The sequence below is a fragment of the Streptomyces sp. NPDC093221 genome, assembly GCF_044753885.1.
GTDB lineage: Bacteria > Actinomycetota > Actinomycetes > Streptomycetales > Streptomycetaceae > Actinacidiphila.
The window spans coordinates 1,012,247-1,034,247 of the sequence record NZ_JBIVOA010000002.1 but is presented as its reverse complement, the minus strand read 5'-3'; the positions used below and the strand labels follow the sequence as shown (position 1 = coordinate 1,034,247).

General features: G+C 73.9%; 20 protein-coding genes. 13 read left to right on the top strand and 7 right to left on the bottom strand.

Annotation, left to right across the window (positions count from 1 at the left end):
* From ACIQCJ_RS10525 to sucD, 4 genes are all read left to right on the top strand, one after another.
* Positions 1-742: DUF5682 family protein (locus ACIQCJ_RS10525; RefSeq protein ID WP_402711168.1), on the top strand; the 742-nt coding region annotated here is incomplete at its 5' end.
* Entirely contained in the window at positions 735-1,883 is a 1,149-nt protein-coding gene (locus tag ACIQCJ_RS10520; RefSeq protein WP_355336838.1) for a VWA domain-containing protein, read from the top strand. The genes ACIQCJ_RS10525 and ACIQCJ_RS10520, both read left to right, overlap by 8 nt.
* Positions 1,884-2,184: 301 nt before the next feature.
* Positions 2,185-3,357 (top strand): ADP-forming succinate--CoA ligase subunit beta, encoded by a 1,173-nt coding sequence (sucC, locus tag ACIQCJ_RS10515; protein ID WP_355336839.1) that lies wholly within the window; start codon positions 2,185-2,187, stop codon positions 3,355-3,357.
* 21 nt (positions 3,358-3,378) lie between these two features.
* Positions 3,379-4,263, top strand: a complete 885-nt coding sequence (gene sucD / locus ACIQCJ_RS10510; protein ID WP_355336840.1) for a succinate--CoA ligase subunit alpha — start codon at positions 3,379-3,381, stop codon at positions 4,261-4,263.
* Positions 4,264-4,418: 155 nt separating this feature from the next.
* On the opposite strand, the gene ACIQCJ_RS10505 is transcribed toward sucD, so the two are convergent.
* Positions 4,419-5,369, bottom strand: a complete 951-nt coding sequence (locus ACIQCJ_RS10505) for an RNA polymerase subunit sigma-70 (RefSeq protein WP_402711167.1) — start codon at positions 5,367-5,369, stop codon at positions 4,419-4,421.
* A 464-nt stretch (positions 5,370-5,833) separates the two neighbouring features.
* On the opposite strand from ACIQCJ_RS10505, the gene ACIQCJ_RS10500 reads away from it, so the two are divergent.
* Positions 5,834-7,384, top strand: a complete 1,551-nt coding sequence (locus ACIQCJ_RS10500; RefSeq protein ID WP_402711166.1) for a DUF6350 family protein — start codon at positions 5,834-5,836, stop codon at positions 7,382-7,384.
* 304 nt (positions 7,385-7,688) lie between these two features.
* On the opposite strand, the gene ACIQCJ_RS10495 is transcribed toward ACIQCJ_RS10500, so the two are convergent.
* Positions 7,689-8,492 (bottom strand): hypothetical protein, encoded by an 804-nt coding sequence (locus tag ACIQCJ_RS10495; RefSeq protein WP_355336843.1) that lies wholly within the window; start codon positions 8,490-8,492, stop codon positions 7,689-7,691.
* 284 nt (positions 8,493-8,776) lie between these two features.
* Here ACIQCJ_RS10495 and purN point away from each other — a divergent pair, with 284 nt between their 5' ends.
* Together purN and purH are read left to right on the top strand one after the other, a co-directional pair.
* Positions 8,777-9,418 carry a phosphoribosylglycinamide formyltransferase gene (gene purN / locus ACIQCJ_RS10490; protein ID WP_355336844.1) on the top strand — a complete coding sequence of 214 codons (642 nt, stop codon included), beginning with the start codon at positions 8,777-8,779 and terminating at the stop codon, positions 9,416-9,418.
* Positions 9,405-10,955, top strand: a complete 1,551-nt coding sequence (purH, locus tag ACIQCJ_RS10485; RefSeq protein WP_355336845.1) for a bifunctional phosphoribosylaminoimidazolecarboxamide formyltransferase/IMP cyclohydrolase — start codon at positions 9,405-9,407, stop codon at positions 10,953-10,955. Before purN ends, purH begins: the two co-directional genes overlap by 14 nt.
* 228 nt (positions 10,956-11,183) lie before the next feature.
* On the opposite strand, the gene ACIQCJ_RS10480 is transcribed toward purH, so the two are convergent.
* Positions 11,184-11,927: an RDD family protein gene (locus ACIQCJ_RS10480; protein WP_355336846.1), complete on the bottom strand. Its 744-nt coding sequence runs from the start codon at positions 11,925-11,927 to the stop codon at positions 11,184-11,186.
* 356 nt (positions 11,928-12,283) lie between these two features.
* Between ACIQCJ_RS10480 and ACIQCJ_RS10475 the strand changes: the two genes are divergently transcribed.
* The 5 genes from ACIQCJ_RS10475 (at position 12,284) to ACIQCJ_RS10455 (ending at position 17,189) form a co-directional block, all read left to right on the top strand.
* Positions 12,284-13,147 (top strand): bifunctional methylenetetrahydrofolate dehydrogenase/methenyltetrahydrofolate cyclohydrolase, encoded by an 864-nt coding sequence (locus tag ACIQCJ_RS10475; RefSeq protein ID WP_188283507.1) that lies wholly within the window; start codon positions 12,284-12,286, stop codon positions 13,145-13,147.
* Entirely contained in the window at positions 13,137-13,709 is a 573-nt protein-coding gene (locus ACIQCJ_RS10470) for a DUF3017 domain-containing protein (protein ID WP_355336847.1), read from the top strand. Before ACIQCJ_RS10475 ends, ACIQCJ_RS10470 begins: the two co-directional genes overlap by 11 nt.
* Positions 13,710-14,551: 842 nt before the next feature.
* A complete protein-coding gene (locus tag ACIQCJ_RS10465) occupies positions 14,552-15,418 on the top strand; it encodes a helix-turn-helix domain-containing protein (RefSeq protein WP_402711165.1) in 867 nt (288 codons plus the stop codon).
* A 238-nt stretch (positions 15,419-15,656) separates the two neighbouring features.
* The gene (locus ACIQCJ_RS10460) at positions 15,657-16,646 is read left to right on the top strand and encodes a malate dehydrogenase (protein WP_355336849.1); all 990 of its coding nucleotides are present in this window, start codon (positions 15,657-15,659) and stop codon (positions 16,644-16,646) included.
* A 63-nt stretch (positions 16,647-16,709) separates the two neighbouring features.
* Positions 16,710-17,189, top strand: a complete 480-nt coding sequence (locus ACIQCJ_RS10455; protein ID WP_391050479.1) for a GNAT family N-acetyltransferase — start codon at positions 16,710-16,712, stop codon at positions 17,187-17,189.
* Positions 17,190-17,216: 27 nt separating this feature from the next.
* On the opposite strand, the gene ACIQCJ_RS10450 is transcribed toward ACIQCJ_RS10455, so the two are convergent.
* Positions 17,217-18,683, bottom strand: coding sequence for a PLP-dependent aminotransferase family protein (locus tag ACIQCJ_RS10450; protein WP_402711164.1), 1,467 nt, complete (start codon positions 18,681-18,683; stop codon positions 17,217-17,219).
* 49 nt (positions 18,684-18,732) lie between these two features.
* On the opposite strand from ACIQCJ_RS10450, the gene ACIQCJ_RS10445 reads away from it, so the two are divergent.
* Positions 18,733-19,215: a carboxymuconolactone decarboxylase family protein gene (locus tag ACIQCJ_RS10445; protein ID WP_402711163.1), complete on the top strand. Its 483-nt coding sequence runs from the start codon at positions 18,733-18,735 to the stop codon at positions 19,213-19,215.
* A gap of 163 nt (positions 19,216-19,378) precedes the next feature.
* On the opposite strand, the gene hemC is transcribed toward ACIQCJ_RS10445, so the two are convergent.
* The 3 genes from hemC to ACIQCJ_RS10430 form a co-directional block, all read right to left on the bottom strand.
* Positions 19,379-20,317, bottom strand: coding sequence for a hydroxymethylbilane synthase (gene hemC, locus ACIQCJ_RS10440; RefSeq protein WP_402711286.1), 939 nt, complete (start codon positions 20,315-20,317; stop codon positions 19,379-19,381).
* A gap of 157 nt (positions 20,318-20,474) precedes the next feature.
* Positions 20,475-21,104: an LUD domain-containing protein gene (locus ACIQCJ_RS10435; RefSeq protein ID WP_355336853.1), complete on the bottom strand. Its 630-nt coding sequence runs from the start codon at positions 21,102-21,104 to the stop codon at positions 20,475-20,477.
* 194 nt (positions 21,105-21,298) lie between these two features.
* Positions 21,299-21,889 carry a 2'-5' RNA ligase family protein gene (locus ACIQCJ_RS10430; protein WP_402711162.1) on the bottom strand — a complete coding sequence of 197 codons (591 nt, stop codon included), beginning with the start codon at positions 21,887-21,889 and terminating at the stop codon, positions 21,299-21,301.
* Between the last annotated feature and the right edge of the window lie 112 nt (positions 21,890-22,001).

The window sequence follows — 22,001 nt, the reverse complement described above, 5'->3', positions numbered from 1 at the left end:
CGCACCCGCCTCCGGCACCGCACCCGCCTCCGGCACCGCACCCGCCTCCGGCACCGCACCCGCCTCCGGCACCGCACCCGCCTCCGGCACCGCACCCGCCTCCGGCACCGCACCCGCACCCGCACCCGGCGCCGCGCTGGTCTCCGGGGCCAGCGCGCGGGGGCGGGGGGATGTTTCTGGGGGGGACCTTCGGGAGCGGTGGGCGGGGACGCTGCGGGGGTTGGCCGAGCGGGACGGGGCGATACCCGGGCTGCTGAGGGGGGCCGCGACGCGGCTGCTCATGGACGACGGGCGGATCGAGGCGGAGGACGCGGCGCGGCTGATGGGGCTGGCGCTGTCGCCGGGGACGGGGCCCGCGGAGGGGGCCGCGTGGATCGAGGGGTTCCTGTCCGGCGGCGGGATGCTGCTGGTGCACGACGAGCGGCTGCTGGCGCTGGTCGACGGCTGGCTGGCGGCCGTACCGGCGACGGCGTTCAACGACGTGCTGCCCCTGCTGCGGCGGACCTTCGCGGACTTCGAGACCGGAGTGCGGCGCAGCGTGGGGGAGTTGGTGCGGCGCGGCCCCTCGGCGGCGCGCCGCCCGGCCACCGCGTCGGACCCGGGCCTGCCCGGCTTCGGCACCGGCCTCGACGCGGCCCGCGCCGACGCCGTCCTGCACACCGTCCGGCTGCTGCTGGGCACGACCACCACGACCGATCTCGCCGCCAGGCTGACCAACGAGGGGGACCAGGCAGATGACTGACACCGATGAGCGGCTGCGCCGCTGGCGGCTCGTGCTCGGCGGCGGGGGCGCCGACGGCACCGGGTGCGAACTGACCGGCAGGGACGCGGCGATGGACCGTACCCTCGGCGCGCTGTACGGCGGCACGGGCAGCGCCTCGGGGCGCGGGGCCGACCGTTCTGCGGGCCTCGGCGGCTCCGCGCCGCAAGTGGCCCGCTGGCTCGGCGACATCCGTACGTACTTCCCCAGCTCCGTCGTCCAGGTGATGCAGCGGGACGCGATCGACCGGCTCGGGCTGTCGGCGCTGCTGCTGGAGCCGGAGATGCTGGAGGCCGTGGAGGCCGACGTGCACCTGGTCGGCACGCTGCTGTCGCTGAACAAGGCGATGCCCGACACCACCAAGGAGACGGCGCGGATGGTGGTCCGCAAGGTCGTGGACGACCTGGAGAAGCGGCTCGCCACCCGGACCCGCGCCACCCTCACCGGCGCGCTCGACCGCTCGGCGCGGGTCAGCCGCCCCCGGCACCGGGACATCGACTGGAACCGCACGATCCGCGCCAACCTCAAGAACTACCTGCCCGAGCACGGCACCGTCGTGCCCGAGCGGCTGATCGGCTACGGCCGCGCCGACCAGGCGGTGAAGAAGGACGTCGTCCTCTGCATCGACCAGTCGGGTTCGATGGCCGCCTCCGTCGTCTACGCGTCCGTCTTCGGCGCCGTCCTGGCCTCGATGCGGTCGATCGCCACCAAGCTCGTCGTCTTCGACACCGCCGTGGTCGACCTCACCGACGAGCTGGACGACCCGGTGGACGTGCTGTTCGGCACCCAGCTCGGCGGCGGCACCGACATCAACCGGGCGCTCGCGTACTGCCAGGGCCTGATCACCCGTCCGGCCGAAACCGTCGTCGTACTGATCAGCGATCTCTACGAGGGCGGTATCCGCGACGAGATGCTGAAGCGGGTGGCGGCCATGAAGGCGGCCGGCGTCCAGTTCGTGGCGCTGCTCGCGCTGTCCGACGAGGGCGCGCCCGCCTACGACCACGACCACGCCGCCGCGCTCGCCGCCCTCGGCGCACCCGCGTTCGCCTGCACCCCCGACCTCTTTCCCGATGTGATGGCAGCGGCGATCGAGAAACGCCCGATTCCGATACCGGAGGCGTGAACGACGATCGGGAACGGACCCGGACGGTGATCTGTGACCGTTCTCACCGCCCACATGTGATCTGCGATTTAGCCCGTCACCGCCCTCGGCGATAACCTGCGAGACGGACATGCCGCGTACTCGGTCACCGTGTGCGCTTCCCTTGTGACAGTGCAGTCGCCCTGCCCGTAGCGGCACGCCCAGGCAGATCAGGCAGAAACGCACGCAGCGCCGCACACATCAGGCGGCAGTAGCTTGCGAAATGCTGAATTCCAGGGAAACCAGGAACCCTGGAAACCAGGGAAAAGGGAGACGGACGCGCGTGGACCTGTTCGAGTACCAGGCGAGGGACCTCTTCGCCAAGCACGGTGTACCGGTGCTGGCCGGTGAAGTCATCGACACGCCTGAGGCGGCGCGCGAGGTGGCGGAGCGACTGGGCGGCCGTGCGGTCGTCAAGGCTCAGGTCAAGGTGGGCGGCCGCGGCAAGGCCGGTGGCGTGAAGCTGGCCGCCGACCCGGCCGACGCGGTGGCCAAGGCCGACGCGATCCTGGGCATGGACATCAAGGGCCACACGGTCCACAAGGTGATGCTCGCCGAGACCGCGGACATCAAGGAGGAGTACTACGTCTCCTTCCTGCTGGACCGCACCAACCGCACCTTCCTCGCCATGGCCTCCGTCGAGGGCGGTGTCGAGATCGAGGTCGTCGCCGAGGAGAACCCGGACGCGCTGGCCAAGGTCCCGGTCGACGCCCTGGAGGGTGTGACCCCGGAGAAGGCCGCCGAGATCGTCGCCGCCGCGAAGTTCCCGGCCGACATCGCCGACCAGGTCGCCTCCGTCCTCCAGCAGCTCTGGACCGTCTTCGTCAAGGAAGACGCCCTGCTGGTCGAGGTCAACCCGCTGGTCAAGACCGGCGAGGGCAAGATCGTCGCGCTCGATGGCAAGGTCTCGCTCGACGAGAACGCCGCGTTCCGGCAGCCGGAGCACGAGGCGCTCGAGGACAAGGCCGCCGCCAACCCGCTGGAGGCGAAGGCCAAGGCCAAGGGCCTCAACTACGTGAAGCTGGAAGGCGAGGTCGGCATCATCGGCAACGGCGCGGGGCTCGTCATGAGCACCCTCGACGTCGTCGCCTACGCCGGTGAGGCGCACGGCGGCGTGAAGCCCGCCAACTTCCTGGACATCGGCGGCGGCGCGTCCGCCGAGGTGATGGCCAACGGCCTGGAGATCATCCTCGGCGACCCGGACGTCAAGTCCGTCTTCGTCAACGTCTTCGGCGGCATCACCGCCTGCGACGAGGTCGCCAACGGCATCGTGCAGGCCCTGGAGCTGCTCAAGTCCAAGGGTGAGAACGTCACGAAGCCGCTGGTCGTACGCCTGGACGGCAACAACGCGGAGCTGGGTCGCAAGATCCTGTCCGACGCGAACCACCCGCTGGTACAGCGCGTGGACACCATGGACGGAGCGGCCGACAAGGCCGCCGAGCTGGCTGCGAAGTAAGGGACGAGGACACCGACAACCATGGCTATCTTCCTGACCAAGGACAGCAAGGTCATCGTCCAGGGCATGACCGGCGCCACCGGCATGAAGCACACCACGCTCATGCTCGCCGACGGCACGAACATCGTCGGCGGCGTCAACCCGCGCAAGGCGGGCACCACCGTCTCCTTCGACCAGGGCGAGGTCCCGGTCTTCGGCTCCGTCAAGGAGGCCATCGAGGCCACCGGCGCGGACGTGACGGTCATCTTCGTCCCGGAGAAGTTCACCAAGGACGCCGTGGTCGAGGCCATCGAGGCCGAGATCCCGCTCGCCGTGGTGATCACCGAGGGCGTCGCGGTGCACGACTCCGCCGCGTTCTGGGCGCTCGCCCAGGCCAAGGGCAACAAGACCCGGATCATCGGCCCGAACTGCCCCGGCCTGATCACCCCCGGCCAGTCCAACGCGGGCATCATTCCGGGCGACATCACCAAGCCCGGCCGCATCGGCCTGGTCTCCAAGTCCGGCACCCTGACGTACCAGATGATGTACGAGCTGCGCGACATCGGCTTCTCGTCCGCCGTCGGCATCGGCGGTGACCCGATCATCGGCACCACGCACATCGACGCGCTCGCCGCGTTCGAGGCCGACCCCGACACCGACCTGATCGTCATGATCGGCGAGATCGGCGGCGACGCCGAGGAGCGGGCCGCGGCCTTCATCGAGAAGAACGTGACGAAGCCGGTCGTCGGCTACGTCGCCGGTTTCACCGCGCCCGAGGGCAAGACGATGGGCCACGCGGGCGCCATCGTCTCCGGCTCCTCCGGCACGGCGCAGGCCAAGAAGGAGGCCCTGGAGGCCGCGGGCGTCAAGGTCGGCAAGACGCCGTCCGAGACGGCGCGCCTCGCGCGGTCGATCCTGGCCGGCTGACCCGCGGTCGGCTCGGCACGCCACCCGGCGCGGGTCCGGTTCCCTTCCTCGGAAGGGGCCGGACCCGCGCCGTTTCCGCGTCGCGCGGACGGAGCTCGGCCCAGCGGCCGTTCGCCGCTGCCGTCCCCGCCCGGACCGCGCCTGCGGCCAAGACCTCAGGGCAGCGGCGGTTTGCCGGTGTCCGGGCGGAGTCGTGCCCCGTGCTCGTCCCGTAGGCCGGGGCGGGGGTTGCGGTGTGCGGCCGGGGGGACGCGGGGCGGGACGGGCGGGGGTACGTCGGTGCGTGCGTCCGTTGTCACGCGCGCCGGGTCGTCGGAGGGGGCGTGGCCCGGGGCGCCGGGGGTGTCGGCGCGGTTGTGGCCCGCCTCGCGGGCGTGCCGGGGCGGCACCGGCTCGCTGTGGTCGGGCGCGACCGCCATGGTCACGACGGTGGCCGTCACGATCAGGGCGGTCAGGGCGAAGGCCGCGACCGTACGCCGCCGTACACCGCGCTCGCTCGCGTCCCGTACGGCGGCCGGCTTCCGGGTACGCGCGGGCGCGGCGTCGTCCTGCTCGTCGGCGAGCAGCGCGCCGAGTTCCACGGACAGGGGCTGGCCGTCCTCGGAGAGTTCCGGCAGCGCCGTGGTCAGGGCGGCCCGCGCGTGGGTGATGCGTGCCGCGGTGATGGGCGTACTGGACTCGGTCTCGGCGGCGGTGCCGGGCAGATCGAGGCCGAGGCCGTCGTAGAGGAGCAGGGCGCGGCGGTGCTCGGCCGGCAGCCGCAGCAGGGCCGCCGCCAGGGGGACGGGGGCGGCCGGGGCGGCGGGTTCGCGGCGGTGGGCCGGGACCCAGCGCTGCCAGGGCGCGAGGGCGAACGCGTAGGCGTTCGCGCGCAGCCAGCCGACCGGATCGGCGTCCCGCGCCACCTCCGGCCACCGCTGCCACGCCTGGTCGAAGGCGCGGGCCACGGCGTCGTCGGCGAGCCGCGGACTGCCGGTCAGGACCAGGACCTGGCGCACGAGCGGGTCCGCGCAGTGCGCGTACAGCGCGTCGAAGGCGGCCTCGGGGCTCGGGCCGGGGAGCACCGGCGGGGCCTGTGCCACGACGGGCGCGGCCACGACCGCCACGCGGCCCAGACCGACCGGCTCACGGGTGGGCGCGGGGGAGCGCGGGGGCCTTTTGCGCGCCGGAGCCGTGGGCGGAGGGGCCTTCGCCGCGGGGCTCTTGGACGGCGGGCTCTTCGCGGCCGGCCCCTCGGGCGCCGGGCTCTTGGGCGCGGGACCCGTGGGGCTCTGGGACGGAGCCGGGTCCGCGGCAGGTGCGGGCGCGCCGGACGACGGCGGTTTCTGCCGCTGCCGCGACGTCGGCTTCTGCTTGGCCGGTACGGGCTTGGGCGGTGACTGTGTCCCGCCGGTGCGCCTGCGGGCGCTCACCGCGGCGACCCCGAGCCGTCACGCCGTACCCGTGCTCGTACGGATACCCGTACATGTGACAGTGTGAAAAAAGGACACATAGCGCCCATCATGTGCGACACGACGACTTTTCGCCCGCTGCCGGGGCGAAACGGGTGTTGTTGGCACCATGGGTCGCCGTGACCCATACGACCGATCGCATCGCGGCACTGTCCGCCGAGGCCGCTGCCCGGCGGGTCGCGGCGGCACGCGCCACCGCGTTCGCCGGGGGAGCGGTCGCCGCCGGGCTCGGCCTCGGCGTCCTCGGCGCCGTCGTCCTCCTGCTCTGGATCGCCTCGCCCTTCCCCGACAGCGGCCTCGGCGGCGCCCTGCACGTCGGCGCCGCCCTGTGGCTGCTGGCCCAGGGCGCCGACCTGGTCCGTACGGAGACGCTCTCCGGCGCCGCCGCGCCCGTCGGTGTGACCCCGCTGCTGCTCACCGCCCTGCCGGGCTGGCTGCTCTTCCGCGCCGCGGCCTCCGCGGTCCGCACGGCGGCCGGGGGCGAGGACGGCCCGCGGCCCGCGGCCGACGTCCGTACGGTGGCCGCCACCGCGGGCTGGCTGCTCGGCGGATACCTGGCCGCCGCGTCCGGCGCCGTCGCGTACGCCGCGGGCGGGTCCTTCCGCGTCGACGTCCTCGCCGCGCTGCTCTACGTGCCGCTCTTCGCGACCGCCGTGACCGCCGCCGGGGCGTGGTCGGGGTGCGGGCGGCCGTCACTCGCGCGGGTCGGGCCGTACGGCCGGGAGGCCGTCGTCGCGCTGCGGGCCGCCGGGACGGCGGTGGGCGTCGTCATCGGCGGCGGCGCGCTCATCGGCGCCGCCGCCCTCGCGTGGCACGCCGGGGCCGCCGGGCGGACCTTCGCGCAGCTCAGCGCGCCACCGGCCGGACAGCTCGCCGTCCTGCTCGTCGCGGTCGCGCTCGTCCCCAACCTCGCCGTCTGGGGGGCCTCGTACGCGCTCGGGCCGGGGTTCGCCGTCGGCGTCGGCAGCGCGGTCGCTCCCGCCGGGGCCTCCGGCTATCCGACGCTGCCCGGATTTCCGCTGCTCGCCGCGTTGCCGGACGAGGGGAGCGGGGGGTTCGTCGGGTGGGCCACCCTCGCCGTGCCCGTTTGCGCGGGGGTTCTCGTCGCCCGGTCCGTGGGGCGCGCCGCCGACGCGTGGAGCCTGCGGCGTACGGCCTCGGTGGCCTCCGCGGCGGCCCTCGTCACCGGGGTCGCCTTCGCGCTGCTGGCCGCCGTGTCGGGCGGGCCCCTCGGCACCGTCACCCTCGCCGCCTTCGGCCCCTCCTGGTGGGCCACCGGCCTCGCCGCGCTCGCCTGGACGCTGCTGCTCGGTGCGCCCGGGGCCGTGGCGCTGCGCTGGCACCGGGACGGGGCCGCGGTCTTCCGTCCCCGGACCTGGGCCGGTTGGGTCCGGGCCCTGCGGCCCCTCGGCTGGCCTGCCGCCACCGCGCGCGCCGCGCGCGGGCTCTGGGGGCGGTGCGGCCCCGCGGTGCGGCGCCATGCCGCCGCCTTGCGGCCGACCCGCGCCGTTTCGGCGTCCGCCGAGGTCCCGGTGCCTGCGGTTCCACCGCCACTTCCTGCGGAGCCGCCGCCTCCGGCCGTTCCGCCCATGCCGACGCTGCCGCCTGCTCCGGTCGCCGCCCCGGACCCCGTCGTCCCCCGGCCCGAGCCGGACCCCGGGCCCGAGTAGGCCCCCCGCCGGGCTTTCAGCCCGAGAACCCACAGCGTCTGCCCCGCCGGGGCCGGTTCTCCCCCGCGCCCCCGGTGGGGGCTCGCCGCGCAGTTCCCCGCGCCCCTGAAAAGCAGGCCCTTCGTCTGCGCCCGGCGGAAGAGGTCGAGCCCCGTAGGGGCGCGGGGAACTGCGCGACCAGCCCCCACCGGGCGGACGCTCGGCGGATACGTGGCTGCCCCCCACCGGGGTCGGTGAGGGGCAGGAAGGTCACGCGCCCCCTGGAGGGGGGACCCGAATTCACGCGCCACCCCCCCGGAGGGGGTCAGCGGAGGCCGGGGAAGTCGCGGAGGGGGCTGGGGAGGAGATTCTGGCAGGAGTGCGACGCGGGCGTGGTGAGGGCGTCGCTCTTGCAGGTGAAGTAATCGCGGTAGGCGTACTGCAAGGAGTACGTGGTGACGACCAGCGCGAGCGTCACGGCACTGGTGATGATGCCGCTCCAGGCCGCGGTGACGAAGGAGCGCTGGGCGTCGGGCCCGGGCGCGGGCGGGGCGGGCCGGGGCGTCTGGGTGGCGTCGGCCAGGGCGGAGGCCGCCTCGGCGCGGGCCTTGGCCCGGTCCTGCGGGCTCATGCGGAGCGCGGAGATCCCCCAGTAGAGGGCGAGCGCGCCGAGCAGGAGCCCGACCGGGGTCCAGCCCAGGAGGGCGAAGATCAGTCCCCAGCCGCCGCAGACCAGCGAATAGCGCGACCGCCGCTGTGCGGGGTCGGTGGGGTCGAAGCGCGGGCCGCTGCCCGCGGGTCCGGTGGGACCGCCGCCCTGCTCCGGCCTGCGTCCGAACGGGTCAGGGCGTCCGCCCTGGGGCTGCTGATTGCTCCACCCGTGGCCCCACGCGGTGGGCGCGCCGTGCGGCGGCGGGGGCGGACCCTCCGGCTTGTCCCCGGAGCCGCCTTCCGACGAGCCCTCCGACGAGCCCTCCTTCGACGAACCGTCCGAGGGCTGCTGTCGCGGCTGCCATGGACGGTCGGGCGCGCCCTCCGGCGGCGGCGCGAAGGGATTGTCCTGCTGATCGCCCTCGGGCGCGCGCAGCGCGAGACGAATACGGCCGCTGCTCATGATGTGATGCGCCATCCCCTTGGGCTCGACTCCTTCTTCGGCTTGTACCGACGTGTACTGACGTCTTGCAACGACCGTACGACGATGTGCCATCCCTGTCAGATGCGTCACTTACGCCCGCGTGCGGGGCGCGCGAAGTGCCGCTCTCCCGGCAGACGCTACCGTCCGCGCGCTCCCCCGTCCCGTGGGGGCCGCCGGGAGTGCCGGTATCGTTGCTGACGGTCGGCGGCCTCGTAGGGTTCCCCGTCATCCGATCGGCCTCCGACTCGTACGATCCTCTAAACGAGAGAGCACCGCCAGTGGCCGCGCCCGCACACGCCTCCACCCCCGCCCGTCTCGTCGTCCTCGTCTCCGGTTCGGGGACCAATCTCCAGGCGCTGCTCGACGCCATCGAGGCCGATCCCTCGTACGGGGCCGGGGCCCGTGTGGTCGCCGTCGGCGCCGACCGCGACGGCATCGCGGGCCTGGACCGCGCCGTCCGCGCGGGCCTGCCCACCTTCGTCGTCCGCGTCAAGGACCACGAGGACCGCGCCGCCTGGGACCTCGCGCTCGCCGAGGCCACGGCGCGGTACGCGCCCGACCTCGTCGTCTCCGCGGGCTTCATGAAGATCGTCGGCAAGGAGTTCCTGGCCAGGTTCGGCGGCCGGATCATCAACACCCACCCCGCGCTGCTGCCGAGTTTCCCCGGCGCCCACGGCGTACGCGACGCGCTCGCGTACGGCGCCAAGGTGACCGGGTGCACCGTCCACTTCGTCGACGACGGCGTCGACACCGGCCCGGTCATCGCCCAGGGCGTGGTCGAGGTCCGGCCGGACGACACGGAGGACGCGCTCCACGAGCGCATCAAGGAAGTCGAGCGACGACTGCTCGTCGAGACCGTGGGGCGCCTGGCGCGCCACGGCTACCGCATTGAGGGACGAAAGGTTCATGTCGGTGAATAAGCCCATCCGTCGCGCGCTGATCAGTGTCTACGACAAGACGGGTCTCGAAGACCTGGCCCGCGGTCTGCACGAGGCGGGGGTGGAACTGGTGTCGACCGGGTCGACCGCCGCGAAGATCGCCGCCGCGGGCGTCCCCGTCACCAAGGTCGAGGAGCTGACCGGCTTCCCCGAGTGCCTGGACGGCCGGGTCAAGACGCTGCACCCGCGCGTCCACGCGGGCATCCTCGCCGATCTGCGCCTGCCCGACCACCAGCGGCAGCTCGCCGAACTCGGTGTCGAGCCGTTCGAGCTGGTCGTCGTCAACCTCTACCCGTTCAAGGAGACCGTCGCCTCGGGCGCGAGCCCCGACGAGTGCGTCGAGCAGATCGACATCGGCGGCCCCTCGATGGTCCGCGCCGCCGCCAAGAACCACCCGTCGGTCGCCGTCGTCGTCAGCCCGAACCGGTACGCCGACGTCCTGGCCGCCGTCCGCGACGGCGGCTTCGACCTCGCCGCCCGCAAGCGGCTCGCCGCCGAGGCGTTCCAGCACACCGCCGCGTACGACGTGGCCGTCGCCTCCTGGTTCCTGGACGGCTATGCGTCCAACGAGGAGTTCCCCGAGTTCAGCGGGCAGACGTACGACCTCCAGCAGACGCTGCGCTACGGCGAGAACCCGCACCAGGGCGCCGCGCTCTACAGCGACGGCAGCGGAAAGGGGCTGGCCGGGGCGGAGCAGTTGCACGGCAAGGAGATGTCGTACAACAACTACGTCGACACCGACGCCGCCCGCCGTGCCGCGTACGACCACGAGGGCGTCTGCGTCGCGATCATCAAGCACGCCAACCCGTGCGGGATCGCGGTCGGCACGGACGTCGCCGACGCCCACCGCAAGGCGCACGCCTGCGACCCGGTCTCCGCGTACGGCGGCGTCATCGCCGTCAACCGGCCCGTGTCGGTGGCCATGGCCGAGCAGGTCGCCGAGATCTTCACCGAGGTGATCGTCGCGCCCGGGTACGAGGACGGCGCCGTCGAGATCCTCGCGCGCAAGAAGAACATCCGCGTCCTGCGCTGCGCCGACGGGCCCGAGACCGTCACCGAGTACAAGCCCATCGAGGGCGGCCTCCTCGTCCAGGCCAAGGACCGCTTCCAGGCCGAGGGCGACGACCCCGAGACCTGGACCCTCGCCACCGGGGACGCGCTGACGGCGGCCCAGCTCGCCGAACTGGCCTTCGCCTGGCGCGCCTGCCGCGCCGTCAAGTCCAACGCCATTCTTCTCGCGAAGGGCGGCGCCACGGTCGGCGTCGGCATGGGGCAGGTCAACCGGGTCGACTCCGCCAGGCTCGCCGTCGAGCGCGCCGGGGCCGAGCGCGCCACCGGCTCCTACGCCGCCTCCGACGCCTTCTTCCCGTTCCCCGACGGGCTTGAGGTCCTCACCGCCGCCGGGGTCGCCGCCGTCGTCCAGCCGGGCGGGTCCATCCGCGACGAAGCCGTCATCGAGGCGGCGGCCAAGGCGGGAGTCACGATGTACCTGACGGGGACGCGGCACTTCTTCCACTAGGACCCTGGCGGTACGCCGATCCTTCACAGGGCGCGGGGACCGCGCGCCCGGCCGTGACGTGCTCGCACGTCACCACCGGCCCCGGCGGGGCGGACCGGTGGTCTTCGGACCACCGGCCGGTGGGGCCGGCCGCGCGGTTCCCCGCGCACGCGGCCCCGCGGGTCGGCCGATGACCCGTTCGTCATCTACACCGCTCGCGGCCCCGCGCACGCGGCCCCGCGGGGTCGGTCAGGACTGGTCCTTGATGACCACGGTGTGGACCATCTTGTCGGCGAAGGTCTGCTTCTTCGCGTCCCACAGCGGCCAGAGGAACCCGAGGTAGCACGGCAGGCCGTCCAGGACGTGGAGCAGGCGGCGGCCGAAGGCGAGGCCGAAGCCGAGGGTGGAGCCGTCGTGTTCGCGCAGGAGGCGGATGCCGACGATCTTCTTGCCGGGGGTCTGCCCGGTGCTGCCCTCGCGGTAGCAGAGGAAGAGCATGGCGACGAGGCTGAGCAGGCCGCCGATGAGGATCAGCGCGACGGAACCGCCTGAGACGTGCGGGTTGGGGCACGCGTCGCGGGGGATGCCCGCGTCGTCGCAGTCCTGCCAGCGGTCGGCGAGCTTGACGGACATCTGGGTGTAGCCCGCGATGACCAGCCCGCCCGGTACGAGGTTGAACATCAGCGCGTCGAGCAGCGTGGCGCCGAGCCGGGCGCCCCAACCGGCCAGCGGGGGCATGCCGGGCGGCAGGTTCCCCTGCGGGTAGCCGTACGGCGCCTGGCCCGGGTAGCCGCCGCCGGGGTAGCCGTAGCCGCCGGGCTGCTGCTGTTGCTGCGGGTATCCGGGGTAGCCGCCGGGCTGCTGCTGGTACGGGCCCGGCTGCTGCGGGACGCCCTGGCCGTACGGGTTCTGCGCGTAGGGCGGCTGCTGCGGCGGCTGGGACGGTCCGCCGTACGGGTTTCCGGGGCCGGGAGGGCCGGGGGGTTGGCTCACGTGCTGCTTCCTTACGCGCGCGGCTGGGACGACAGGGCCGGTCGGGACGGCGGCGGCCGGACCGCATCCGTCGTATATCCGTCGTACTGGCCCAATCGGGGGACGAGGCCACATCGTGGGGCCCCCGTGCCCCGGCGCGCAAGGGACCAGAGGTGTCGGACCGAGGTCGGGACGGTGCCTCCACGGTGCGGCGGTCCGGGCAGCGGCCGGGGCACCGGTCGAGGCACCCGTCCGGGCGTCGGCGGGCGTCGGCGGGGGCCGGGCACGGCACAGGCGGCGCTCAGGTGACACCCAGGCGGGGTTCGCGCCGGGGGCGGATTGGTCCGGCGCGGGTCCGATCCGCGAGAATGGCGGGCATGACCGCCCAGATTCTCGATGGCAAGGCCACCGCCGCCGCGATCAAGTCCGAACTCGCCGAACGCGTCAAGGCGCTGAAGGCCCGCGGGATCACCCCCGGCCTCGGCACGCTGCTGGTCGGCGACGACCCGGGCAGCAAGTGGTACGTCGCGGGCAAGCACCGCGACTGCGCGCAGGTGGGCATCGGCTCCATCCAGCGTGAACTCCCGGACACCGCCACGCAGGAGGAGATCGAGGCGGTCGTCCGCGAGCTGAACGCGGACCCGGCCTGCACCGGCTACATCGTGCAGCTCCCGCTCCCCAAGGGCATCGACACCAACCGGGTGCTGGAGCTGATGGACCCGGCCAAGGACGCGGACGGGCTGCACCCGATGAGCCTCGGCCGACTCGTGCTCAACGAGACCGGGCCGCTGCCCTGCACCCCCAACGGCATCGTGGAGCTGCTGCGCCGCCACGGCGTGGAGATCAACGGCGCCGACGTGGTCGTGGTCGGCCGCGGCATCACCGTGGGCCGCTCGATCGGCCTGCTGCTGACCCGTAAGTCGGAGAACGCGACGGTCACCTTGTGCCACACCGGCACTCGTGACCTCTCCGCGCATCTGCGGCAGGCCGACATCGTCGTGGCCGCCGCCGGTGTGCCGCACATCATCAAGCCGGAGGACGTGAAGCCGGGCGCGGCCGTCCTGGACGTCGGCGTGAGCCGTGACGAGAACGGCAAGATCGTCGGCGACGTGCATCCGGGCGTGGCCGAGGTGGCCGCCTGGATCTCGCCGAACCCCGGTGGCGTCGGCCCGATGACGCGGGCGCTGCTCCTCCAGAACGTGGTGGAGGCGTCCGAGCGGGCCGCGGGCGATGTCGGCTGATCCGGGTCCCGCGGCAGGGGCCGCGGACTTCGGCGCCGGGGGGCCGGGGACCGGCCGGACGCCGGGGGAGGGCCGTGAGAACGGCTCGGGCCCGGCGTCGGCGCCGGTGCCCGCCCCCTCGTCCTCCGGGCACTCCTCTGGGCACTCCCTCGGGCAGGCGGCCGGATTCACCGGGGAGCACGGCAGGCACGAGGCCGGGCCCGGCAGGACCACCGCGCGTCCCGAGGGCGGCGGCCGGGCGGCGGGCAAGGACGCCCCCGCGCCCGCCCGGCAGTGGCCGATCCTGCTGGTCATCTGCGGCGCGGCCATCGGGCTGATCGTCACGGCGGCCGGCGCCTTCCGCGCGGGCACGATCGTGATCGGGGCGTCGCTGCTGGTCGGCGCCGCGCTGCGCTGGGGCGTGACGGCGGTCGGCATGCTCGCGGTCCGCAGCCGGTTCACTGATGTGATCACGTACGGGCTGTTCGGTCTCGCGATCGTGCTGCTGGCGCTGATGGCGCAGCCGGATCCGCTGATCAGGATTCCGTTCCTGGAGGACATCATCCACTTCTCGGTGCGGTAGCCCGCAACGTTGGGCTGACGCGGGGCCAGGTTCTTTGGTGGCGCCGCCGCGTGGGCGCTTCGCGCAGGTCGCCACCGGTCCCGGCGGGGCACCCCGGTTGTTTCCCGACCACCGGCCGGTGGTGGGTTGCGCGCGCAGTTCCCCGCGCCCCTGACGGGGCGGGCCCCCTTTCGCCCGGGCGGCGGGCCGGTCTTTTGAGGGGCCCGGGGCTGTGTCTGATCTGCGGCTGCCGCCGCGTGGGCGCTCCGCTTAGGTCGCCACCGGCCCCCGTCGGCGCACCCCGGTTGTTTCCCGGCCACGGGCCGGTGGTGGGTTGCTCGTGCAGTTCCCCGCGCCCCTGGCGGGGCGGGCCCCCTTTCGCCTGGGCGGCGGGCCGATCTTTTTAGGGGCGCGGGGCTGTGTCTGATCTGCGGCTGCCGCCGCGTGGGCGCTCCGCTTAGGTCACCACCGGCCCCCGTCGGCGCACCCCGGTTGTTTCCCGGCCACGGGCCGGTGGTGGGTTGCTCGCGCAGTTCCCCGCGCCCCTGACGGGGCGGGCTCCCTTTCGTATGGGGGCGGGCCGGTCTTTTTGTTTGGGGGCGCGGGGAACTGCGCGGCCAGCCACGGCGCTCCCGCAGGTCACCACCGGCCCCGGCGGGGCAGTGCGGTTGTTTCCCGGCCTCCGGCCGGTGGGGGGTTGCGCGCGCAGTTCCCCGCGCCCCTGACGGGGCGCATCCCCCTGGGCGGCCCGCTGATAGCAGGTCCGGACGAGTTCGGGGACGCTGTCCGGAAAGTCCACCCGACAAGGGGACACCCGTTCTAGCGTTGCCCCCGGCGGGGGACTCGTTGAGATAGGGGGCACGATGGGGCAGTGGGAGCCGTTGGCGGAGCGGATTCCGGTGGATGTGCGGCGGCTGGCCGTGCAGTTACGCCGGATGAAGGACCGCGGCGGCCTGACGGTCCCGGCGCTGGCGGCGCGCACGGCGCAGTCCGCGGAGTCGTGGGAGAAGTACCTCAACGGCAGGCAACTGCCGCCGCTGGACGCGGTGGAGGTGCTGGCGCAGGCGAGCGGCGCGGACTACGACCGGGTCGGCGCGCTGTGGAAGCTGGCGGAGAAGGCCGCGACCGGCACCGGCGACAGGGGCCGGGGCAAACCCGTACCGCATCCCGATCCGCTGGACCCGCTGGGCCCGGAGGAGGGTCTGCCGGGCAACCGCCGCCGCAGGGCGCTGCTGTTCGGTACAGCGGGGGTGCTGGCGATCGGCGCGGCGGTGACGGTGCTGCTCGCGGCGGGCCCGAGCACCGGGCGGGCCCCGGCGCCCGAGGCGGCGCCGACGGTGACCGACCGGGCGGGCGCGCCGCTGACGCCGGGAGCGAAGGGCGCGGCGCCCCGTACGTCGCCCGGCACGGGCGGCGCGCCGGGAAGAACCGCCCCCGCGGCCGAGCCCTCGGTGACGGTGATGACGGGCGACGGCTCCCCGTCCGCCGGTCCGCCGGGAACACCCGGTGCCACGGCCACCCACGGCGCGGGCCCCGGCAGCGCGCCGAGCGGCGCTCCCGGCACCGTACCGACCGATTCCGGGTCCCCTTCGGCGCCCGCCTCCGGAGGAACCGTTTCTCCTACGGATACGCCCACCGGTCCGCCGTCCCCGACCGCGACCGCCACCGGCCGCGGCGGCCTGTGCCTCGGCCTGCTCGTCGTCAACCTCTGCCTGGGCGGCCAGGGCTGAGACGCGCGGACCCAAGTCCGCGCAAACCCGCGGACGCGGGTCCCGCGCGGCACGGGAACGTCACCCGGCGGCCTTCCCGGTGACCGGGGCCACACGCCCTCGCGTCACCGGCGGCGCCGCCGCGCGATAGCCTGACAGACGGCTCTCTTGACGACGAGAGAGTCACGTTCCGGGGCCGCTCGGGCCACTGCCGGGGCGGCAATGCCAGGTACCCGCAGGAAAAGGCCAGGAGAAGGCAATGACTCGCACCCCCGTCAACGTCACCGTCACCGGAGCGGCAGGCCAGATCGGCTACGCCCTCCTCTTCCGCATCGCCTCGGGCCACCTGCTCGGCGCGGACGTGCCGGTGAGGCTCCGTCTGCTGGAGATCCCCCAGGGCCTGAAGGCCGCGGAGGGGACCGCGATGGAGCTGGACGACGCCGCCTTCCCGCTCCTCCAGGGCATCGACATCACCGACGACCCGAACGTGGCCTTCGACGGCGCGAACGTCGCGCTGCTGGTCGGCGCCCGCCCCCGCACCAAGGGCATGGAGCGCGGCGACCTGCTGGAGGCCAACGGCGGCATCTTCAAGCCGCAGGGCAAGGCCATCAACGACCACGCGGCCGACGACATCAAGGTCCTGGTCGTCGGCAACCCGGCGAACACCAACGCGCTCATCGCGCAGTCCGCCGCCCCCGACGTACCGGCCGAGCGCTTCACCGCGATGACCCGCCTGGACCACAACCGCGCGGTCGCGCAGCTCGCGAAGAAGACCGGCGTGCCGGTCTCGGAGATCAAGCGGCTCACCATCTGGGGCAACCACTCGGCGACCCAGTACCCCGACATCTTCCACGCCGAGGTCGCGGGCAAGAACGCCGCCGAGGTCGTCAACGACGAGCAGTGGCTGGCCGACACCTTCATCCCGACCGTCGCCAAGCGCGGCGCCGCGATCATCGAGGCGCGCGGCGCGTCCTCCGCCGCCTCCGCCGCGTCGGCCGCCCTCGACCACGTCCACACCTGGGTCAACGGCACCGCGGAGGGCAACTGGACCTCCATGGGCATCGTCTCCGACGGCTCCTACGGCGTCCCGGCCGGTCTCATCTCGTCCTTCCCGGTCACCACGAAGAACGGCGCCTTCGAGATCGTCCAGGGCCTGGAGATCAACGAGTTCTCGCGCGCGCGCATCGACGCGTCCGTGAAGGAGCTGGAAGAAGAGCGCGCCGCCGTGCGCGAGCTGGGCCTCATCTGAGTCCCGCCTCTTTTCCGTCGGTAAGGGGTCCCGCCCTGGTGCGGGGCCCCTTACGTTTGCCCCATGGACGTCATCCTGCGCGAGGTACGCGACTCGGACCTGCCCGTCTTCTTCGTTCAGATGCAGGACCCCGAGGCGGTACGGATGGCCGCGTTCACCGCCGAGGACCCGTCGGACAGCGCCCGCTTCCACGCCCACTGGGCCCGCGTCCGCGCCACCCCCGGCGTCGTCAACCGCACGGTCGTCGCCGCTTCCGACGGTACGGTCGTCGGCCACGCCGCCGTCTACGGCCCGCCCGAGGAGCGCGAGGTCACGTACTGGATCGGCCGCGAGTTCTGGGGCCGCGGCGCCGCCACCGCCGCCCTCCGCCAACTCCTCGCCGTCGCCCCCGAACGCCCCCTGCACGCCCGCGCCGCCGCCGACAACCCCGGCTCGATCCGCGTCCTGCGCAAATGCGGCTTCCACCCCACCGGCACCGACCGCGGCTTCGCGAACGCCCGCGGTGAGGACATCGACGAGGTCCTCCTCACCCTCCCCGCCTGACCCCGACTCCCGTCTCCGCCGGCCCGCTTACCCGGGCGCCAGGACCTCGCACAGGCGGGAGAGGGCGCCGGAGAAGGCGTGGTCGGGGGGCGTGGCGTAGCCGATGACGAGGGAAGTGGGGGCGTGGGCGGTGGGGGCGCCGTAGACGGGGAGGCCGCTGAGGGCCAGGCCGAGGGCGTGGGCGCGGTCCACGAGGGCTTGCAACGGGCCGGTCTCCGGGGGGAGTTCGAGTACGGCGTGCAGGCCCGCGGCGATGCCGGAGACCCGGACGTGGGGGGCGTGTTCGGCCAGGGCCGCCACCAGGCGGTCGCGGCGGGCGCGGTAGTGCAGGCGCATGCGGCGTACGTGGCGGTCGTACGCGCCCGATCCGATGAATTCGGCGAGGGTCAACTGGTCGAGCACCGGCGAGTGGTGGTCGGCCATCCGCTTCTCGCGCACGACCGCGTCCAGCAGGTGCGGGGGCAGCGCGAGCCACGCCAGCCGCAGGCCCGGCGCGAGGCTCTTGCTGGCCGTGCCCGCGTACACGACGTGTCCGGGCGCGAGGCCCTGGAGGGCGCCGACGGGCTGCCGGTCGTAGCGGAACTCCCCGTCGTAGTCGTCCTCCAGGATCACCGCGCCGGTGCTCCGCGCCCACCCCGTGACGGCCGTCCGGCGCCCGGGGGAGAGCGGCACACCGGTCGGGAACTGGTGCGCGGGGGTCAGCAGCACCGCCTGCGCCGAGCCGTCCAGGCGGTCCACCCGCGCCCCGTCGCCGTCCACGTCCAGCGGCACCGTCTCAAGTCCCGCCGTGCGCAGCAGCGTTCGGGTGTCCGGGAAGCCCAGCGCCTCGACGGCGATCCGGCGGGCGCCCCGGCCGTACAGCGCGCGGGCCAGCAGGCCGACGCCCTGCACGTACCCCGTGCAGATCATCAGGTGCTCCGGGTCGGTCCGCACCCCGCGCACCCGCGCGAGATACGTGCTCAGCGCCGCCCGCAACTCCGGCCGCCCGCGCGGGTCGGTGTACCCGAACGCCTCGTTCGGCGCCGCCGCCAGCGCCCGCCGCGCCGCCGCCGACCACGCGGCGCGCGGAAAGGACGACAGGTCGGGCGAGCCGGGCCACAGGCTGTACGGGAGGCCGGTCGCGTTGTCCGGCACCAGCTCGACCGGGGCGACGGGCGTACGGCGCACGGGGGCGCGCTCCGCCCGGCCGGGGACCGCGGCCGGGCGCGGCGCCACCGTCGTGCCCGAGCCCTGCCGCGCGGTCAGCCACCCCTCGGCGACGAGCTGCGCGTACGCGTCCGCGACCGTGTTGCGCGCGAGGCCCAGATCCCCGGCCAGCACCCGGCTGGACGGCAGGCGGGTACCGGGGGAGAGGCGGCCGTCGCGCACGGCCTCGCGCAGGGCCCGCTCAAGACCGGCCCGCGCGCCGCCGCCCGCCGCGGCCCGCGCGGCGGGGAGGTCGAGCAGCAGGTCGTAGTCGGCGGTGCGCTCACCGCGAGTGGCCCAGTCATTCATGCTCCAAGTGGACCACGGTATGGAGCCACTTTCCTCCTACGGTGGAGGCATGACGACGACGACCGACGACACCGCTACCGTTCCCGCGCCCGCGCGCCGGATCGACCTCACCGACAAGGCCCCCGACTTCTACGCGGCCATGGCCGCCCTCGACAAGGCCGCCGCCCGCGGCCTCGACCCCGCCGTCCGCGAACTCGTCCGCGTCCGCGTCTCCCAGCTCAACGGCTGCGCCTACTGCGTCGACAAGCACAGCGCCGACGCCCGCGCCCTCGGCCTCACCGAGCAGAAGCTTTACGGCGTCACCGTCTGGCGCGAGACGCCCTTCTTCACCGCCCGCGAGCGCGCCGCCCTCGCCCTGGCCGAGGCCGTCACCCACCTCGGTGACCACGGCGTCCCCGACGCCGTCTTCGACGAGGCGGCCCGGCTCTTCGACGCCGACGAATTCCCCCGCCTCCTGGCCATGTGCGTCACCATGAACGCCTGGAACCGGATCGGCGTCTCCTGCCGGATGTCCCCGGCGGTCCGCGCGTAAGGCGCGGTACGGCCGCCGGTCAGGTCACGTACCGGGCGGCGGTACGGCCGCCGGTCAGGTCACGTACCGGGCGGCGGTACGGCCGCCGGTCAGGTCACGCGCCGGGCGGCGGTACGGCCGCCGGTCAGGTCACGCGCCGGGCGGCGGTACGGCGCCGGTCGCGTCACGCGTCGGGGTGGCGCGCCGCGTCGAGCAGGGAATGGGCGCCCCGCGCGACGAGTTCCGCGGCCAATTCCCTTCCGAGCCTTTCCGGCCGCTGCGCCGGACCGCTGACGGTGGCGGAAATCTGCGTCCTGCCGTCGAGAGACGTGACCTGTCCGAACAGCCGCAGATTTCCGGCCGGGTCCAATTCGGCGTAACCCCCGACCGGGACGCTGCACCCGCCGTGCAATTCGGCGAGGAACGCGCGTTCGGCGCGGACCCGCGCGTCGACGGAGGCGTCACCCGCGCAGGCGAGCAGGTCGCGTACGGCGGTGTCGTCCGCGCGGATCTGGATGCCGAGGGCGCCCTGGCCCGGACTCGGCGGGAAGAGGTCGAGCGGCAGCACCTCGCTCACAGCGCCGTCGAGACCGAGGCGGCGCAGGCCCGCCAGGGCCAGCACGACCGCGTCCAGCCCCTCGGTCGCCAGCTTCTCCAGGCGCGGCGGTACGTTGCCGCGAATCGGCACGATCCGCACGTCAGGGCGTACGGCGAGGAGCTGGCCGATCCGGCGGGCCGCCCCCGTACCGACCCTGGCCCCCTCCGGCAGCCCGGCGAGTGTCGCCCCGCACAGCGCGTCGGCCACGTCCTCCCGCCCCGGCGGCGGCAACAGGGTCAGGCCCGGCGGATTCGACGTCGGCAGGTCCTTGAGGGAGTGGACGACCACATCCACGTCACCGCGCGCCAGCGCGGCCTCCTGCTCCGTGCTGAACGCCGAACCGCCGCTCACCGCCGACACGTTGGCCAGCGGTGAGCGCCGGTCGCGGTCGCCGCCCTCCACGATCACCCGATGCCTGAAGGTCACCTCGGGAAACCGCTCCCTCAACGGCGCCAGATATTCACGCACTTGCGCCCTGGCGAGGTCGCTCCCGCGCGATCCGACAATGCAACGGCCCTGCTTCACATTCGCCAATTGCCCATGCCTCCAAGCGTTTCCGCTTCACCCTAAACCCGGCCGCCACCTCCTTTTGCACACACGTTGTCGGCAATACCGCGCGCCAGGGGACCGACAGGGGACCGGCCGTCAACCGGCCGTGGAGCGGCCGTCAACGGGCGGTGCCTCAGAAGCCGATGGGCTCGCGGAGCAGCAGTACGGTGCCGCGCCCCGGCACGTACTCCGCGTTGAGGACCAGGAGCCGGTTCACGGTGCTCGGCCAGCCGTGCACCTCCATGGTCCTGGCGCTCTCCAGCGGCAGGCAGTGCTCCTCCACCCGGCGCAGCGCCGTCTCCAGGTCCGGCACGACCTTCTGCGCGCCCACCACCCAGATCGCGCGCCCCGCCCCGCCCGCGTACCCGGGCAACTGACTCCCGCTGCCCGACGCGATCACCAGCGACCCCGTCTCGGTGACGGCGGCGACGCTCCCGACGCTGACGTCCGGAGCGGCAAGCGCCCGCCGGATCGCGTCCGCCTCGCTCGCCCGGTCCATGGCCAGCACGCGCGGCTTGACCGCCTCGTACCGCCCGCTCCCGTTGATGTCCTCCTCGATCCCGGACAGCCGCAGCGTCTCGCTGGCCCCGGTGAACACGCTCGCGCCCGGCGGGATCAGCTCGCCCACCCGGACCCGCGCGGCGGCCACGTCGTCGAGGATCTCCGCGTCGAAGCCGTGCAGCACCAGAGCCTCCGCCGCCCGCTCCAGCCGCTCCGCCGCCACCGCTTCCGTGAACGCGACGGCCGATGTCCGCGTACCCATGATCACTCCCGGCTTTCTGCCCGACCTGACGAATCAGCGCACCGCCCGTGGGTGGGCGGTGCGCTGATGTGTCGCACGGAAGCGTCCGAATGTGACCGACGGGGCTCGGCTTACGGCCGAAGCGCGGCCGAAGCGCGGCCGAAGCACGGTCGAAGCGCGGCAGGAGTCGCGGCCGGGCCGACCCCGCAGCGCCGTTACAGCCGCGTCGCGGCCTTGGCGGACTGCTGGTGCGGGACGGCCGAGAGGCCCTCGCGGCCGAAGGGGTACTCGCGCATCTTGCGCCAGACGCCGTCCTCGCCCTGCTCGTAGAGGGCGAAGCTGATCGCGGTCCAGGCGGCGGAGAAGGTGGCGAGCTCGGACTGGGCCAGGTCCATGGCGGGGTCGGGGATGCCGTGGGCGACCGTGACGTGCGGGTGGTACGGGAACTGGAGCTCGCGGGAGACGGGTCCCGAGCGGACCTGCTCCTGAAGCTGGGCACAGGCGTCGCCGCCGTCGGCGAGGCGGACGTAGACCACGGGGGAGAGCGGCCGGAAGGTGTCCGTGCCGTGCAGCCGCATCAGGAAGGGGCGGCCGTCGGCGGCGACCTGCGCGAGGTGGCGGCGCAGCGCCGGAAGCGTGCCGCAGTCGACCTCGGTGGGCGGCAGCAGCGTGACGTGGGTGGGGATCGCGTACGCCGCCGGATCGCCGAAACCGGCGCGCCGCTCCTGGAGCAGGCGCCCGTACGGCTCCGGGACCGCGATGGACACGCCGATCGTGGTGGTCGTGGAGGTCCCCACTGCGCTCACCCCTTTCCCCGTTCAGCCGGCCGCGTGGTCACCCCCGCGCGATGACCCCGCATGGTCATACAGCCATCATGCGGGACAATCATGCGAGAGCAGAAAAATCGTCCTCGGTACC

Coding starts and splice junctions, on each gene's coding strand:
- ACIQCJ_RS10475 (WP_188283507.1), top strand. CDS start 12,284: ATGACCGCCCAGATTCTCGATGGCAAGGCCACCGCCGCCGCGATCAAG.
- ACIQCJ_RS10455 (WP_391050479.1), top strand. CDS start 16,710: ATGGACGTCATCCTGCGCGAGGTACGCGACTCGGACCTGCCCGTCTTC.
- purH (WP_355336845.1), top strand. CDS start 9,405: ATGTCGGTGAATAAGCCCATCCGTCGCGCGCTGATCAGTGTCTACGAC.
- ACIQCJ_RS10460 (WP_355336849.1), top strand. CDS start 15,657: ATGACTCGCACCCCCGTCAACGTCACCGTCACCGGAGCGGCAGGCCAG.
- ACIQCJ_RS10445 (WP_402711163.1), top strand. CDS start 18,733: ATGACGACGACGACCGACGACACCGCTACCGTTCCCGCGCCCGCGCGC.
- ACIQCJ_RS10465 (WP_402711165.1), top strand. CDS start 14,552: ATGGGGCAGTGGGAGCCGTTGGCGGAGCGGATTCCGGTGGATGTGCGG.
- ACIQCJ_RS10450 (WP_402711164.1), bottom strand. CDS start 18,683: ATGAATGACTGGGCCACTCGCGGTGAGCGCACCGCCGACTACGACCTG.
- ACIQCJ_RS10435 (WP_355336853.1), bottom strand. CDS start 21,104: ATGGGTACGCGGACATCGGCCGTCGCGTTCACGGAAGCGGTGGCGGCG.
- ACIQCJ_RS10470 (WP_355336847.1), top strand. CDS start 13,137: ATGTCGGCTGATCCGGGTCCCGCGGCAGGGGCCGCGGACTTCGGCGCC.
- ACIQCJ_RS10520 (WP_355336838.1), top strand. CDS start 735: ATGACTGACACCGATGAGCGGCTGCGCCGCTGGCGGCTCGTGCTCGGC.
- sucD (WP_355336840.1), top strand. CDS start 3,379: ATGGCTATCTTCCTGACCAAGGACAGCAAGGTCATCGTCCAGGGCATG.
- ACIQCJ_RS10495 (WP_355336843.1), bottom strand. CDS start 8,492: ATGGCGCATCACATCATGAGCAGCGGCCGTATTCGTCTCGCGCTGCGC.